This window comes from Rhizomicrobium electricum (assembly GCF_011762045.1).
GTDB lineage: Bacteria > Pseudomonadota > Alphaproteobacteria > Micropepsales > Micropepsaceae > Rhizomicrobium > Rhizomicrobium electricum.
On sequence record NZ_JAASQS010000009.1, the window covers coordinates 127,378 to 141,796 of the forward strand.

Genomic DNA, 14,419 nt, shown 5'->3' on the forward strand with positions numbered 1-14,419 from the left:
GACACCGGCGCCACGAAAATGCTGCAAAAGTGCGGCGTTTCCTTGTGGTCTGGGACTTGCACTTCGATCAACTCTGCATTGAAAGAGCGAGGGGTCTCATGAAGAAATCTGCACTATTGTGTGCCGTTGCCGTTGGGGTACTTCTGACTGCCGCAGCGTCGGCCAGTCCGGTGAAAGTGAATACCTTCAAGCCGCAGCCGTTGCTGTCGCTTTCCACGCAGCCCGATCTTCTTAATCCGAACGGGACCGTGAACAAGTCGAGTCCGTATCTGGCGGGTGTTGGCGGGACGGCTGCTTATACCGGTGTCGGCACCATCCAGATCAAAAGCGAAAAGAGCGGCGCTGGTGCGTTTTATTGCACCGGCTCGATGATTTCTCCGACGCTCGTCCTGACCGCCGCGCATTGCGTCAACAATCCCGAGATCGGCCGCATCAAGCAGATGCAGTTTGCCGTCCCGAACGGGCGTCCGTTGTTTGGCGCCAGCCCGGCCCCCAATACCGGTCCGCTGGCGGTCAGCGTCGGCGGTGCGTTCACCACCTTGCCGGGCTGGAATTTTTCCACACTTGGTGAGGACCTGGCGGTGGTGAAACTCGATGCCCCAATCACCGGCGTCGAAACCTACAGCATCTATCGCGGCGATCCGCTCGGACATCAGACGACTATCGTCGGCACAGGAACCGCCGGTTGGGGCAGCGTCGGCGTCGATAGCGAGACCGGTTACGCCGGAGGCCTGTTCGATCTGCGCAAGCGCGTCGGCGACAACATCTTCGAACTCTACGCGACACCGTTCTTCGAGGCGATCGCAGCGCATTTCGGCATCAATGAAATCCCCACCGGGCCGAGCAATGGCGTCATCATGTACGACTTCGACAGCGGCCTTGCGGCCAATGACGTCTTCGGCCAGCTTTGCTCGTTTGCCGATCCGGCGCTGAAGAGCCTCTGCGTCACGCAAACCGGACTTCCCAATGAGGTCGGTGCCGCGCCGGGCGACTCCGGCGGGCCGCTGTTCATCGGCGACCAGATCGCCGGCATCACGTCTTGGGGACAAACCGGCGCCATCCTGAGCTTCGACGGCACCTATATTTATTGCGGAGGCCCGCATGACATCGACGTGTCGGTAAACGTCGATAACGGCTCCTGCACAGATTCCAGCTTTGGCGAATTCAACGGCGCGACCAATGTGTCCGCCTTCCAAAGCTGGGTCGATGCCGTGCTGGCCGGAAAGGTCGAGTTCGAGCGGGTGCCCGAGCCCGCCACTCTCGCCCTCGTCCTGGGCGGATTGGCCGGGCTCGTACGCCGCCGTCGGGCTCAGCCGAGCACGGGCTCCAAAGCCGGATAGTCGGTATAGCCTTCCGCGCCGGGCGCATAGAACGTTGCTGCGTTCCATTCGTTCAACGGCGCCCCGGTGCGGAAGCGCTCGACCAGATCCGGATTGGCGATGATGAGCTTGCCAAACGCCACCGCGTCCGCAATGCCGTCCTTCAGCGCCCGTTCGGCGCTCGCCTTGTCGAAGCCTTCGTTGACGATATAGACGCCGCCGAATTCATCCTTCAGCCGCGGGCCGATAGAATCGTCCTTGCGGGCCTCACGGGCGCAGAGGAACGCGAGTCCGCGCTTGCGGGCTTCGCGGGCGACATAGCTGAAGGTGGCGAGCCGGTCGGAATCGCCCATGTCGTGGCTGTCGGCGCGCGGTGCGAGATGCAGACCGACGCGATCGGCGCCCCATACTTCGGCCGCCGCATCGACGGCTTCGAGCATCAGACGGGCGCGGTTCTCGATCGAGCCGCCGTATTTGTCTGTGCGCTTGTTGGTCGTGTCCTGCAGGAATTGGTCGAGCAGATAGCCGTTGGCGCCGTGCAGTTCGACACCGTCAAAACCCGCTTTCTTGGCGTTTTCGGCACCCTTCTTATAGGCTGCGATCACGCCGGGAATTTCATCCAGTTCGAGTGCGCGTGGCGTTACATAAGCTTTCTCCGGCCGCACCAGGCTGACATGGCCTTTCGGTTGGACCGCACTCGCCGACACCGGCGTGGCACCGTTCAAATAAAGCGGATCGGAAATCCGACCGACGTGCCAGAGTTGCAATACGATCCGGCCGCCAGCCTCGTGTACGGCTTTGGTCACCTGCTTCCAGCCTTCGGTCTGTTCGTCGCTCCAGATGCCCGGTGTACGCGGATATCCAACGCCCATGGGATCGACGCTGGTCGCTTCGGTGATGATCAAACCGGCGGATGCTCGCTGCCGGTAGTACTCGGCCATAAGCGGCACGGGAACGCGGCCATCCGGTGTCGCGCGGGTGCGCGTCAGCGGAGCCATGACGATTCGATTGGGCAATTCGAGAGCACCCGCCTTCAGCGGATCGAACAATGATGGCATGAAAACCTCGGGGTAGAAGGCTGCCCGGAAGAGATAGGAACCGTCATCCTGTCCTGCAAGCACTGCATGCAAAAACACCCTGCCCTCAGGGACAGGGTGTTTTCCATAACTTTACTATGGGTAATCGTTTTTTCTAGTCGCGGTAATCGCGATCCCGGCGGTCGTAGTCGCGGCGGCGTTCACGGCGATCTTCGTAAACCCGCTCGCCGTGCCTATTATACCAGTAGTAGCGGTGGTGGTGCCGGTCGTAATGGCGCCCCCGATCGCAATCGATATCACGAGCGATCGCATTGCCCGCGAAACCGCCCGCCACAGCTCCGCCGACCGTCCCCAAGGCGCTGCCGCCGGAAACGGCATTGCCGATCAGACCGCCACCGACTGCACCGATAATGCTGCCGCCCGCATGGCTGCGACCACTGCATCCGTCGGCCCAGGCGGACGAATTCATCACGCCGAAGGCGAAAAGCGCCGACACAACCAGCACTGCTTTGCGCATGAGTTAGCTCCTTCAAATGCTGTCACGAGCATTATCGACAAAATGGACGCGACCGTGGCCGGTTGCTGTAGCATTCCTGTGACTGCGCCTCTTGAGAGACACAGAACGGCCGCAAAATCGGCCGCATGGCTCCGCGGCAGCAAGCCGAAACTACACCGGTGTGAAGTCATGCAAGCACTGCGTGAAGATCGCTATTGCAGGCGGGTTACCGCCTCTTTCAACCGCGCCGCCAAGGCCTGCGCATCGGCGAGCTTATCGCGCTGCTCCTGAAGAACGTCCTCGGGAGCGCGCGAAACGAAGTTCTCGTTCGCCAGCTTGGCTTCGAACCGGGCGATTTCGTCGTGCGCTTTCTTCAGTTCCTTTTCGAGACGCGCGCGCTCCTTGGCAAAGTCGATCACATTGCCGAGTGGCAGCGCGGCGACGGCTTCACCGATCACGAACTGCGCCGAACCCGGAGGAATCGCATCCGACGTTCCGGTGGTCGAAAGACGCGCCAAGGTCGACAGGATCGACATGTGAGTGTCGAGGCGATGCTTGGTCTCCGCGCTCGCATCCTTCAGCACCAAAGCGATCTTGGCCGACGGCGGCACATTCATTTCGGAACGGACCGAACGCACGCCCTGCACCAGTTCGATCACCCAGTTCATTTCCGCCCGCGCCGCTTCGCTGACCGGCAGCGCCGACAGATCGGGCCATTCCGCTTCGATCAAGAGGCTCTTGCGCGGTGTCAGGTGTTCGACCGTGCGCGCCCACAGTTCTTCGGTGATGTAAGGCATGAACGGATGCAGCAGCTTCAGAATGGTGTCGCGCACCCAGGCGGCCGTCATGCGCGCTTCCGCCTTGGCGCCCTCGTCCGTGCCGTTGAGCAACGGCTTGATGAATTCGAGATACCAGTCGCAGAACACGTCCCAGACGAAATGATAGACCGCACCGGCCGCATCGTTGAAGCGATAGGCTTCCAGCGCGTCCGTGCACTCGGCCGCCGTCTTGGCGGCTTCCGCCACGATCCATTTGTTGACCGTATGGGTGACCTTGGACGGATCGAAGTCCTCGCGCGTATCGCAGCCGTTCATCTCGCAGAACCGCGCTGCATTCCACAGCTTGGTCGCGAAGTTACGGTTCACTTCAACGCGTGAGGGACCGATGCGCATGTCCTTCGACTGACCGGCAGCAATCGCCACGGTGAAGCGCAGCGCGTCAGCGCCGTATTGGTCGATGAGTTCGAGCGGATCGATAACGTTGCCTTTGGTCTTCGACATCTTCACGCCCTTTTCGTCGAGGACACGATTGTGGATGTAGACCGTGTGGAACGGCACTTCGTCCATGAAGTGCAGCCCCATCATCATCATGCGGGCGACCCAGAAGAAGATGATGTCGAAGCCGGTGATGAGAACGTTGGTCGGATAGTAGCGCTTCAGTTCCGGCGTCTGGTCGGGCCAGCCGAGCGTCGAGAACGGCCAAAGCGCCGAGGAGAACCAGGTGTCGAGCACGTCGGGATCGCGGGTCAGCGAAATCTTCTGCGAGTCACCTCGCCTAATCGTCTCCAGGTGTTTCCCTTCAGGTGGAACTCCTGAAACTCCATAGTACTTTTCAGCTTGATCAAGAGCTTCGGTTTCGGATTCTGCCACAAATATGTGACCATCCTGTCCGTACCACACCGGCAACTGATGTCCCCACCAGAGCTGGCGGCTGATGCACCACGGCTGAATGTTCTTCAGCCAGTTATAATAGACGTTGGTCCAGTTCTCCGGCACGAACTTGGTGCGGCCGTCTTCCACCGCTTTGATGGCCCGCTCGGCCAGCGGCTTCACATTCAGGTACCACTGCTCGGTCAGGTACGGCTCGAGCACGACGGTCTTGGTCTTTTCGTCGTGCGGCACGGCGTGAACGATCGGCTCTTTCTTTTCGAAGAAGCCCTGCTCTTCCAGATCCGCCAGCACGACATCACGCGCCACGAAGCGATCGAGCCCGCGATATTTTTCGGGCACGTTGTCGTTCAGCTTGCCGTCCTTGGTCAGGATATTGATCATCGGCAGGTTGTGGCGCTTGCCGACTTCGAAGTCGTCGAAATCGTGGGCCGGAGTGATCTTCACCGCGCCGGTGCCCTTCTCCGGGTCGGCATGCTCGTCGGCGATGATCGGGATCAGGCGGCCGCACAGCGGCAGCTTCACCTGTTTGCCGATCAGGTGCTTGTATTTCGGGTTCTCGGGATGCACCGCGACTGCGGTATCGCCCAGCATGGTTTCGGGACGCGTGGTGGCAACGGTAATGAACTCGTCGGTGCCGTCGACCGGATATTTCAGGTACCAGAGGTTTCCCTTCATCTCGATGCTTTCGACTTCGAGATCGGAAACCGCCGTCTGCAGCCGCGGGTCCCAGTTGACCAGCCGCTTGTCCTTCTTGATCAGGCCCTGGTTATAAAGCGTGACGAACACCTTCAGCACGGCGCGCGACAGGCCCTCGTCCATGGTGAAACGGGCGCGGTCCCAGTCGGCGGAGGCGCCGAGGCGATGGAGCTGGTCGAGGATGGCACCGCCGGATTCGGCTTTCCACGCCCAAACGGCTTCGAGGAATTTCTCGCGTCCCATGGCGACACGGCTCTGCTGCTTTTCGGCAAGCTGGCGTTCGACCACGAGCTGGGTGGCGATGCCGGCATGGTCCATGCCCGGCTGCCACAAGACGTCCTTGCCGCGCATGCGCTGGAAGCGGGTCACCGCGTCCTGCAACGTGTTGTTGAGGGCGTGGCCGATATGCAGCCGGCCGGTAACGTTCGGCGGCGGGATGACGATACAGAACGGGTCGGCATCAGGGCGGCGGCCGCTCCGGAAGGCTCCCGACTGGACCCAGAGCCGGTAGATCCGGCTTTCGACGTCGTGCGGATTGAAGGTCTTGTCGAGCATGAAATTCCCCTCTGACGGCTGGGCGGGCCCTGAACGGCCCAAAACGAAAGTGCCCGGACTGGGTGAAACCAGCCCGGACACCAATCCGTCAAGGGGTTATCCGGGCTGATCCCCGGATTACCCGAAAAATCAGCGCTTTGTACCGCGCGCCTTGGCGACGCGGGCGACTTCCTCGCGTACCGCGCCTTCCAACAGAGCCGGGAAGTGCTCGTCCATCCATTCGCGGATGATCGGCTTCATCTTTTCCACGACGAAGGAGGCGTTGTCGCCGAGCCACTCCTTTGCGACAGGTTCGAAGGCATCGCGGACGGCCTTTTCGAACACCGCCTCGACCGATCCCCCGGACGCTGCGGCGGGCATGGCACGCGACACAGGCGCGGCGACCTCTTCTTCCGGCTCGTCCAGAGCGGCAAAGGCATCGTCGATCGACTGGCGCGTCTTGTCGGAGAAGATATCGTTGTTCTGCTGTGCCATCGCCTCGGGTGCAGCCTCTTCTTCGATCGGCTCGAACACCACATCCTGTTCCGGGACGGCCTCCATGGCTGGTTCTGGTTCCGGTTCGGGCTGCGGCGCCTGCATCGGCTCGTCGACGACCACCTGGGTCAGATCCAGGATGTCGGCCTCGGGCTCCGGCTCGGGAATCGGCTCAGAAACCGGGGCGGGTTTGGCCTCCGCGGCAGGCTGCTGCTCGGTAGAATCCTCGGAGATGATCTTGCGAATGGAGGCGAGGATTTCCTCCATTGTCGGTTCGTGCTGAGGACTCGAAACCATGCGAAACTCCCGGCCGCCAGACTATTCAGTAAACCCTAGAACAGTTGACCATGGAAGGCAAAGAAGCAGTTAACGTTCAGCATGATAACTGCGAAATATGTCGGAATGCTTTCATTCGCCGAAGCCGACCCAACGAGCCGCGTTGTCCTCGTAATGAGCTAATGGATCGTAAACTGTAACCTTCAGCCCCAGATTTTTTGCGGTCAGGAGCCCGGAGGCCGCCAGCACTTGGAATGCAGCCACTGTCGCATCCCGGCGCGACGTCACCACCGCAACTTGGGCATTGAGCAGCTCCTGCTGCGCGTTGAGCACGTCGAGAATAGTGCGACCGCCGACCCGCTGTTCCTTGCTGACGCCGGTAAAGGCGATCTCGTTTGACTTGGCAGTGGCTTCATTGGATTCGATGTTGGCGAGAGCCGCCTGATACGCGTTCCAAGCGGAAGCGACGGTCGAGTGCACCTGCCGGTCGGTGACGGACACGTTGAGCTGCGCCTGGGCGCGGAGCTGCTTGGCTTGGCGAACGGCGGCTTGTTCTCCGCCACCCTGATAGATTGGGATGTTCACCTGAAGCTGAGCACCGACCCCTTGGGTCACCCCTCCACCGCCACCCAACGCCGAGGCGTAGGATTGTTGCGAATACTGGTAGCCGCCCTGAAGATTAACCTCCGGCAGTAATGCCCCGATCGCTTCATCAACGGCGTAGTCGGCTGCCTTTTCGTATTCCTGGGCCTGGACCAGGGCCGGATTGGCATGGACGGCGCTCTGCTGTGCCGCGTCCTCGTTCGCCGGAACGGCTGGGGGCGTCGCGGGGCGCTCTTCCAATGTTTCAGCGGGACGGCCGATCACTTGAACGAAAGTCGCCCTGCTGATCGCAAGCTGACCTTCCGCAGCCGTCAATGCCGCCTGCGCGCCGGCGAGCCGGGCCTCTGCTTGGGCAACGTCAGTCCGGGTCAGCGAACCAGCCTTGAATTCCAACGCGGTCGAATCCTTCTGCCGGCGCAAGACATCGACATTGTGATGCCGCAAGTTGACGATCGCCGCGTCGCGCACCACGTCCATATAGGCGGTTGCCGCCGCCAGAAGAACCGTCTGCTCGGAGGCAACGAGTTCGGCGCGCGCGGCCCGGACATTGGCTTTGGCCTTGCCGATTTCAGCGTAGGTGCGTCCGCCACGGAACAGTTCCTGCTGCAACCCGACTTGGCCCTGAATTGGATAAGTGACTGAGCGGCCCAGGCCGCCTACCTTCAGGTTATTATAGGAGTAGGTCCCGGTGGCGCTGATGCTCGGCCGCCATTTGGCATTCGCCATCGCGACGGTCTCGTCGGTAGCCCGCAAGCTGGCCTGCGCCGCTCCCAATTGAGGGTTGGTTGTGTATGCGATGCCCAGAGCTTCCAGCAGTGAGAAGTTGGACGATGCCGCCGGATCGGCATACGCCGTTCCACACAACATCAAGGCGGCCGCAGCCCAGGCCAGGCGGCGCGAAATTCCCATAGCTAACCCCTCCGGTTCGAATCACACGAGCCGCCCTATTCCGCGGCTGGTTCTTCGGCTGGCCCCTCGGCCTCGCCCGCACGCATATAGGAACCACCTACGGAAGGAGCAACGCCCCGCGACCACACGTGCCAATGTTTCAGCCGCATCCCGGCATGGCGTCCTGCGCAGGCATCTGATATAGGCCGTTCCCCTTGGGGCCACGTGGCGGAGTGGTTACGCAACGGTCTGCAAAACCGTGTACTCCGGTTCAATTCCGGACGTGGCCTCCACTCTACTTTCCTTAAAAATCAGCTTGTTGCCGGGACACCGATTCGTTCGGTGTTCGCCCGTATAACGCGAATTCAGAAAAATAACCCAACGATCCCAGGCGTTAAGGGTTTGTTAACCTTATGGGGGCATCCTCCCCACCGTCTTCCCTTGAAGACACCCCACCATTACCCAACGCCTTGGGGCCGGGTTCAATCCCGGCCCTTTCTTTTTTGGGTTTTGGTCAGCCCTCATCCTCACTCGATTGTGAAGCGCTGCGCTGCTTACGCCAGCGTCCCCAACCCACTTCCAGACGCCGACGGCCTCGCCGAACGGCCTTGCTATCGACCGATAGAACCATCAGCCCGAGCGGCAGCATCCAGAAGCCGACCACAGGCAGGAAGCCGACGATTCCCCCTGCCACCAGCCCCGAACCTAGAAGCACACGGCTCTTCCGGGACCCCGGAAGGGGGATCTTGCGACGGCCGATCCGGACGCTGGCGCGTTTGTCGCGGTTTTTTGTCATCAAGTGGTTTGGTAAGCGGCAACGAGTTTGATATAGGCACGCCCCACGAGATGCGCTAGACAACGCGCCCTCAAGTGTTCCCCGGTAGCTCAGCGGTAGAGCAACCGGCTGTTAACCGGTTGGTCGGCGGTTCGAATCCGTCCCGGGGAGCCATTCTTTCTTCCACCGCACTGCCGAATAGCAGCCCCTTCGGGGCTGGACGCATGATTCTGCGTAAGGGGGTTGTGCGTAGGGCGGCTTGTTTTCGGGGCGGGAGGCGCCGAGCCTTGGTGGCGTTACGTCATCAAAAGGCACCTTCCATGCCCCTCATCCGCACCGAGATCGCCGATAGCATCGGGACACTCTTCCTCGACCATTACGCCAAGCGCAACGCCTTGAGCCGCGAGCTGGTGGAAGACGTTCACGCGGCCGTGGACCAGTTCCGCAAAGAGCGCGTGCGGGCCGTCGTGCTGCGATCGGCGACGAACGAAAAGGTGTGGTCGGCGGGGCATGATGTGGACGAGCTGCCGAAAGCAGGCATCGACCCTCTTCCCTATGGCGATCCGCTGGAGCGGCTGCTCAGGGCCATCAAGACCTATCCGGCGCCGGTGATCGCCATGCTGCATGGATCGGTCTGGGGCGGCGCCTGCGAGCTGGTGATCGCGTGCGATATCGTCATGGCCGACGAGACCGTCACCTTCGCCATTACTCCGGCCAAACTCGGCGTGCCGTACAACGCGGCGGGGTTTCTGAATTTCATCAGCCGCCTCCCCCTTACCGTGGTGAAAGAGATGTTCTTCACCGCCGATCCGATGCCTGCGGAACGGGCGCTCAGGGTTGGGATCATCAATCACCTGGTGCCCGCGGCCGAGTTGGAGGCACGGACCTACGCCATGGCGCGCACCATCGCCAAGCGCTCGCCGTCGGCGATCTCGGCCTACAAGGAAGCGATCCGGGTTTTGAGCGAAGCGGTGGCGATCAATCCCGATACCTACGAGTACCTGCACGGGCTCAGGCGCGAGGTCTATTTCGGACCCGACTACCGCGAAGGCATCGCGGCGTTCCGGGAAAAGCGCGAGCCGGATTTCGGGAGATAGTACCCCTGGAAAAGCACAAGGCCCGCGGGGGCACGCGGGCCTTGCGTCTTTACCGGTTCAGATACCTTGCCGCGTCGAGGGGGAGGAACTCCGCGGCTGATAGGAGATAGTCTGAATCGGTACCTTCGGACTTGGAGACGCCGCCGTTGCTGCCGGCGCCTTGAGTTGCGGCGAAGGGGATCCGCCGCAATTGCCTTCGGTATGGGACACGACTTTCGGCGCGCCGCCGTTCGGCGACGCCGTGATCTGTACCGACCGCATGCAATAATTGTTTCCCGACGAGGTCGAGACGAAACGCATGGCGTTGTCGCCGGCGGGTGCGCCGTTGAACGTTGCCGAATAGAGCGGATCGCGCATCGCGGCTGCCTGCATCTGGCGAGCCTGGATCATCATCGCCGCCATCTGGCGATCCATCAGTGCCTGAACGCGTTCGATTTCCGCAAACGGCGACTCCGGGCCGAAGCCGGGACCGAAGGCGGTCATCACGAACGGACTGGCCGGACCTTGGACGAAATTTACTTTCGGGGCGACATCGCCGGTGTAGCGGATATGGGCGGTTCCGCCGTTGGGCATCGCGACGGTCATCTCATGGACCGCGGGCCCTGCCGCGAGAGCCAGCCCCGTCACACCGGCCACAGCCGCGCCGATCAGAAGTACGGATGCTAGACGCATGGGGGACTCCGTTGTTGCAGGACTAGAGATAGTCCCCGCAGGTTTCGGCAGTCTGTAGGGCGGCTGAAAACGGCGTAAGGAACGCCGACAACATAAGTTTTTTTCCGATGTCGCGCTTTCGGCCGGTCTCCGCCTGCTTGTGCTCCATATACCAAAGGCGGAATCGAGAAATTCCGCCTTCAGCCTCAAGCCCGCCGCCGCCTCCGGAGGCCGTTTTCAGGCGGCGATCGACAGGCGCATTGGTCTCATTCTGCGGAGTGCTCGAGCAAACCGGCCGCCTTGTGATACGGCCGATGCCGCTATAGCGGGCTTAGACGGACTTACGTATCCTCGCGGGGGTCATGCCTTTGCAGCGCGTGCGGGCGCGATACTCCTGTATTTGCGCAGATAGTTTAGGCCGAAGCCGAAAGCCGTCCTCCATTGTCAAACACCGCATTTCGATGTGGGTATGCGGTGCCAACAATTCAAGACGTGAGGAAAACTATTTTGCATCGCTAAATGCGAGACGCAACCGCAATAATTTCCGCAAGATGGACGAATGAAACTCGTCACAATGATGAACGGAGTTGGTTCACGCGAAGGCGCGGAGAGAGTGCGCGTTTTTTTCTGCTCCACGCGGGCGCGACAATCTCTCAATGCGCACTAGAACCTCGGGGGGAAGTGTCTGCCGTCGCGCGCAGCGCGCAAGACGATCCCCCCTTCCCGCGCTTCGCGCGGACTTCCCCCCACGGTCCTAGTGCCCAGTGTGAAAAGCCTTGCGCCCGTGGAGGGCAGAAAAGGACGCGCGGCACCGCGTGAATCGTTCTATTGCGCTAGTCCTGCGTTTCCACGGTCAGGCGGAGGTCTTTGAATTCGCCGGGCGGGATGTGGAAGGTCCAGGTCATGCCGTTGGCGGTCACGGTGTGGGACTGGCTTTCGTCGATGATTTTGACCTTGTCGCTCACCGGCAGACGCAGTTCGAAATCGACGGCGGCGGCCTTGTGGTTTTCGATCCGCACCGAACCGGAGGCCCGTGTCCGGTTGTCGTGTTTTCTCCGGATGACTTCCCGGTCGATTTGCTTGGCCCGAACATAGACGTCCATCGCACCGCCGATCTCCACCTCGATCGGGCTGTCGACGGAGAAATCGCGGAATTCGGTGCGCTTCAAAACCACCGGCGCATGGTCGTCCGACACTTCGGTTGCGGTAAACATGCCGGCCGGAAGCGCCAAGCCGAGATTGTTCTTTTTCGAGTTCTTCATCCGCAGCATCACCGACGCGGCGTGCTGTTCTTCATCGGAAGGAAGTTCGGCGTAATAGATCCGCGCGAACGGTACGTCTTTCTGATCGAGCAATTGAAGCTGCTTAGTCTGGCGGGCGTTCACGTCGGTCGTGCCGTTCAGACTGTAAAGCTTGTAGTCGCCGAGGTCCTGCGAAGCACGCATGCCAGTGACGGCAACGGTTTCCATGCTGTCCGCCATCAATGCCGGTGCGGCTGCCGGGGGCGGTGGCGGGGGTGGAGGTGGCGCCATCCGCATCAGCTTGTCCCGGAACTCAAGCAGCTTGTGCCAGCGTATGTTGGTCGGCCAGCAAGCATCCGCACGATAGAGGTGCGTCGGTTCGACCGCTTTGTCCTCGTCCTCCTGGCGCGCAACCGTACCAGCCACAATGTCGAGCGGCACGTCTTTGAAGCTGGTGTCACCCGCGTTGACCAGCGTGACCCAGCCCGACAGATCGAGGCGGTCGCCATGCAGGCGCGCGACGTAATTCGCCGCCCAGTTCACATTGGCGGCGAGATAGCTGAGCTTGATCGTATAGCGGCCGGCTTGGCGCGCATTGGTGCGGATCGACAGTGTCGGACTATCGCGCAAACCGTCGGGCACCTTCGAGAAGACGAGCCGCTCCGGCAAGCCGCTGCAATCGAGGGCCTCGTAGCTGCCGCCGAAATCGAGCACGACGCCACTCGGGCCGGTGCGGATCACGGCTTTGCGTTCGGTGGTCTTGCCGGTCTTCTTGTCGGTGCGTACCAGCGTCACCGTTTCGCCGATGGATTTGCCGATCAGAGAACCGGGGCTCAAAAGGTCGTAATCAAAATTGCGCTCGAGGAGCGGCACCGGCAGACCGTCGACGGCGGCAGTCTGCGGAATGATGGTCGACGCGACGCCGCGAAATTCGATTGTCGCAGGTCCGGCGGGCACGTCGATGGTGCGCGTCTCGGTGATAAAGGCGAGCCCTTCGTCGGGTTCGGGATCGCGGAAGGAGGACGGATCGCCCTCGCCGCCCGAATGATAGACGGTCACGCGCACGCCGTCGGGCCGCTCCGAAACCTGGGCGGCAGAAGGTGTCAGGGCGACAAGCCCCGCGAGGACGAGCGCGCGCCACATCGCAGGGATCAGCCGGTGACGACGGTGAAGGTCAGAACCGTTTCGCCGTTGGCCGGAACCGGCACGCTCCAGCCGAGAGTCGACGCGTCGATACGGCGGCTCTTCAGACTTTCCTTCTCGACGTCGGCGTCGCGCCAAAACCCGCCTTGGCGGAATTCGACCGTTGCCGGTGTCGATTTGGCGTTGCGGAACACGTAGGACATCGAATAGCGGGTTTTCTTGCGGCTCGACGTCAATTCCGACGACACCACCGTCGCCTGCGCGGTGACATCGAACGCCTCGCCGATCTTGACCGCCACTTCCGAACCGCCCGGCGAATGGTCGATGGCATTCTCGCCGAGGAATTTCGCTTCACCGGAAGCATCGCGCATGTAGACGCGAATGGTGCCTTGCGGCAACGCACGTTCGCGGTTGATGAAATTCAACACCACATCGGCGTGGTTGGGGTTGGGATCGCTGTTGAACCAGCCGGCGCGGTATTCGTAGACCTTCTGCGTCTTGACGCCTTGCAGATCGAGGAAGCTCACCTGCTTGGTCTGGTTCTCGGCGACGGTCAGCCGTTCCGGCAGATCGTAGATGAGATAATCGGCCAGTTCCTTGTCGCCCGAAGGCTTGGTGCCGGCCTGGCGCGTGCTGTTCCGGGGCCGATTGTAATTGTAGTTGTAGGTATCGCTGCCGGTCTCCATGGCACCGGCCACAAGCTGGGTCTTGGCGTTCTTATAGGAGACGCCGGACTGGTTGGTGAGCGTGATCCAGCCCTGCAACGTCATGGCGCTGCGACCTTCGTCGAACAGGGCGACGTAATCGGCCTTCCAGTTCATGCCGGTGGTCAGATAACTGAGAGTCACGTCGCGCGCGCCCGCCTCGCGCGCCTGCACCGTCACCGACAGCGTCGGATTGGCGCGCAGATTCTCGGGGATCGAGGAGAACACCACGCGGGTCGGAATGCCGTCACTGCGCAACACTTCGATGCGGTCGCCGATTTTCAGCACCACGCCGTCGTTGACACTGAGGACGGTGGCGAGTTCGGGCGTTTCATGTCCGGTCGCCGGATTGGTGCGGATGATCTTGATCTGCTTGCCGACCGCCTTCTCCATCATCTTGGACGGCGTCAACAAGTCGTAATCGAAATTCTGCTCGACCACGCCGAGGTCCTTGCCGGTCAGCGCCACGGTTTCGGGACGGATCTGGGCGGAGACGTTCTTGAACTCCAGCCGCTGGCGGCCCGCGGTAATGTCGAGCCGGCGCATGTCCTGCACCAGAGCGAGGTTCGAGTTGTAGATGGTCAGCGAGATCGTCTGAGCCGGATCGGCGGCGACCGCCGCAGCGGCAAGTGCCATCATCGAAACGGCCGAGAACACCATGCGACGCATGAAGGCCCCCCAGTTCGCATCCAGAGTCAGATTCGCACCGGACCATGGTTTTGTCGAGGCCGCCGCTGGTGACGGATTTTCCATTTTTGCGAACGTCTTGCGGGCAAAACGGGCCGCCGGTACGG

At 61.5% G+C, this 14,419-nt stretch carries 11 protein-coding genes and 2 tRNA genes; 4 read left to right on the forward strand and 9 right to left on the reverse strand.

Annotated elements, in window-relative coordinates:
• Nucleotides 1-98: 98 nt before the first annotated feature.
• The gene (locus FHS84_RS17785; RefSeq protein WP_166936877.1) at nucleotides 99-1,340 is read left to right on the forward strand and encodes a trypsin-like serine protease; all 1,242 of its coding nucleotides are present in this window, start codon (nucleotides 99-101) and stop codon (nucleotides 1,338-1,340) included.
• Here FHS84_RS17785 and FHS84_RS17790 read toward each other — a convergent pair.
• The 5 genes from FHS84_RS17790 to FHS84_RS17810 form a co-directional block, all read right to left on the reverse strand.
• A complete protein-coding gene (locus FHS84_RS17790) occupies nucleotides 1,310-2,377 on the reverse strand; it encodes an alkene reductase (RefSeq protein ID WP_166936878.1) in 1,068 nt (355 codons plus the stop codon). The genes FHS84_RS17785 and FHS84_RS17790 overlap by 31 nt on opposite strands.
• A 133-nt stretch (nucleotides 2,378-2,510) precedes the next feature.
• A complete protein-coding gene (locus FHS84_RS17795; protein WP_166936879.1) occupies nucleotides 2,511-2,873 on the reverse strand; it encodes a glycine zipper domain-containing protein in 363 nt (120 codons plus the stop codon).
• A gap of 191 nt (nucleotides 2,874-3,064) precedes the next feature.
• Nucleotides 3,065-5,773: a valine--tRNA ligase gene (locus FHS84_RS17800; RefSeq protein ID WP_166936880.1), complete on the reverse strand. Its 2,709-nt coding sequence runs from the start codon at nucleotides 5,771-5,773 to the stop codon at nucleotides 3,065-3,067.
• A 129-nt stretch (nucleotides 5,774-5,902) separates the two neighbouring features.
• The gene (locus FHS84_RS17805) at nucleotides 5,903-6,544 is read right to left on the reverse strand and encodes a DUF2497 domain-containing protein (protein ID WP_166936881.1); all 642 of its coding nucleotides are present in this window, start codon (nucleotides 6,542-6,544) and stop codon (nucleotides 5,903-5,905) included.
• Nucleotides 6,545-6,655: 111 nt separating this feature from the next.
• Nucleotides 6,656-8,035, reverse strand: a complete 1,380-nt coding sequence (locus FHS84_RS17810) for a TolC family outer membrane protein (RefSeq protein ID WP_166936882.1) — start codon at nucleotides 8,033-8,035, stop codon at nucleotides 6,656-6,658.
• A 198-nt stretch (nucleotides 8,036-8,233) separates the two neighbouring features.
• Between FHS84_RS17810 and FHS84_RS17815 the strand changes: the two genes are divergently transcribed.
• Nucleotides 8,234-8,307, forward strand: a tRNA-Cys gene (locus FHS84_RS17815).
• Nucleotides 8,308-8,528: 221 nt separating this feature from the next.
• Here FHS84_RS17815 and FHS84_RS23150 read toward each other — a convergent pair.
• Nucleotides 8,529-8,810, reverse strand: coding sequence for a hypothetical protein (locus FHS84_RS23150; RefSeq protein WP_166936883.1), 282 nt, complete (start codon nucleotides 8,808-8,810; stop codon nucleotides 8,529-8,531).
• A gap of 78 nt (nucleotides 8,811-8,888) precedes the next feature.
• On the opposite strand from FHS84_RS23150, the gene FHS84_RS17825 reads away from it, so the two are divergent.
• Together FHS84_RS17825 and scpB are read left to right on the forward strand one after the other, a co-directional pair.
• Nucleotides 8,889-8,963: transfer RNA gene (locus FHS84_RS17825), tRNA-Asn, on the forward strand.
• Nucleotides 8,964-9,109: 146 nt separating this feature from the next.
• Nucleotides 9,110-9,886, forward strand: coding sequence for a methylmalonyl-CoA decarboxylase (scpB, locus tag FHS84_RS17830; protein WP_166936884.1), 777 nt, complete (start codon nucleotides 9,110-9,112; stop codon nucleotides 9,884-9,886).
• A 57-nt stretch (nucleotides 9,887-9,943) separates the two neighbouring features.
• Here scpB and FHS84_RS17835 read toward each other — a convergent pair whose 3' ends face one another.
• The 3 genes from FHS84_RS17835 to FHS84_RS17845 form a co-directional block, all read right to left on the reverse strand.
• The gene (locus FHS84_RS17835) at nucleotides 9,944-10,558 is read right to left on the reverse strand and encodes a hypothetical protein (RefSeq protein WP_166936885.1); all 615 of its coding nucleotides are present in this window, start codon (nucleotides 10,556-10,558) and stop codon (nucleotides 9,944-9,946) included.
• 812 nt (nucleotides 10,559-11,370) lie between these two features.
• Nucleotides 11,371-12,921 (reverse strand): DUF4139 domain-containing protein, encoded by a 1,551-nt coding sequence (locus FHS84_RS17840; RefSeq protein ID WP_166936886.1) that lies wholly within the window; start codon nucleotides 12,919-12,921, stop codon nucleotides 11,371-11,373.
• A gap of 8 nt (nucleotides 12,922-12,929) precedes the next feature.
• On the reverse strand, nucleotides 12,930-14,294 hold the full coding sequence (locus FHS84_RS17845) for a DUF4139 domain-containing protein (protein ID WP_166936887.1): 1,365 nt from the start codon (nucleotides 14,292-14,294) through the stop codon (nucleotides 12,930-12,932).
• Between the last annotated feature and the right edge of the window lie 125 nt (nucleotides 14,295-14,419).

Coding starts and splice junctions, on each gene's coding strand:
- FHS84_RS17840 (WP_166936886.1), bottom strand. CDS start 12,921: ATGTGGCGCGCGCTCGTCCTCGCGGGGCTTGTCGCCCTGACACCTTCT.
- FHS84_RS23150 (WP_166936883.1), bottom strand. CDS start 8,810: ATGACAAAAAACCGCGACAAACGCGCCAGCGTCCGGATCGGCCGTCGC.
- FHS84_RS17845 (WP_166936887.1), bottom strand. CDS start 14,294: ATGCGTCGCATGGTGTTCTCGGCCGTTTCGATGATGGCACTTGCCGCT.
- FHS84_RS17810 (WP_166936882.1), bottom strand. CDS start 8,035: ATGGGAATTTCGCGCCGCCTGGCCTGGGCTGCGGCCGCCTTGATGTTG.
- scpB (WP_166936884.1), top strand. CDS start 9,110: ATGCCCCTCATCCGCACCGAGATCGCCGATAGCATCGGGACACTCTTC.
- FHS84_RS17790 (WP_166936878.1), bottom strand. CDS start 2,377: ATGCCATCATTGTTCGATCCGCTGAAGGCGGGTGCTCTCGAATTGCCC.
- FHS84_RS17800 (WP_166936880.1), bottom strand. CDS start 5,773: ATGCTCGACAAGACCTTCAATCCGCACGACGTCGAAAGCCGGATCTAC.
- FHS84_RS17785 (WP_166936877.1), top strand. CDS start 99: ATGAAGAAATCTGCACTATTGTGTGCCGTTGCCGTTGGGGTACTTCTG.
- FHS84_RS17805 (WP_166936881.1), bottom strand. CDS start 6,544: ATGGTTTCGAGTCCTCAGCACGAACCGACAATGGAGGAAATCCTCGCC.
- FHS84_RS17795 (WP_166936879.1), bottom strand. CDS start 2,873: ATGCGCAAAGCAGTGCTGGTTGTGTCGGCGCTTTTCGCCTTCGGCGTG.
- FHS84_RS17835 (WP_166936885.1), bottom strand. CDS start 10,558: ATGCGTCTAGCATCCGTACTTCTGATCGGCGCGGCTGTGGCCGGTGTG.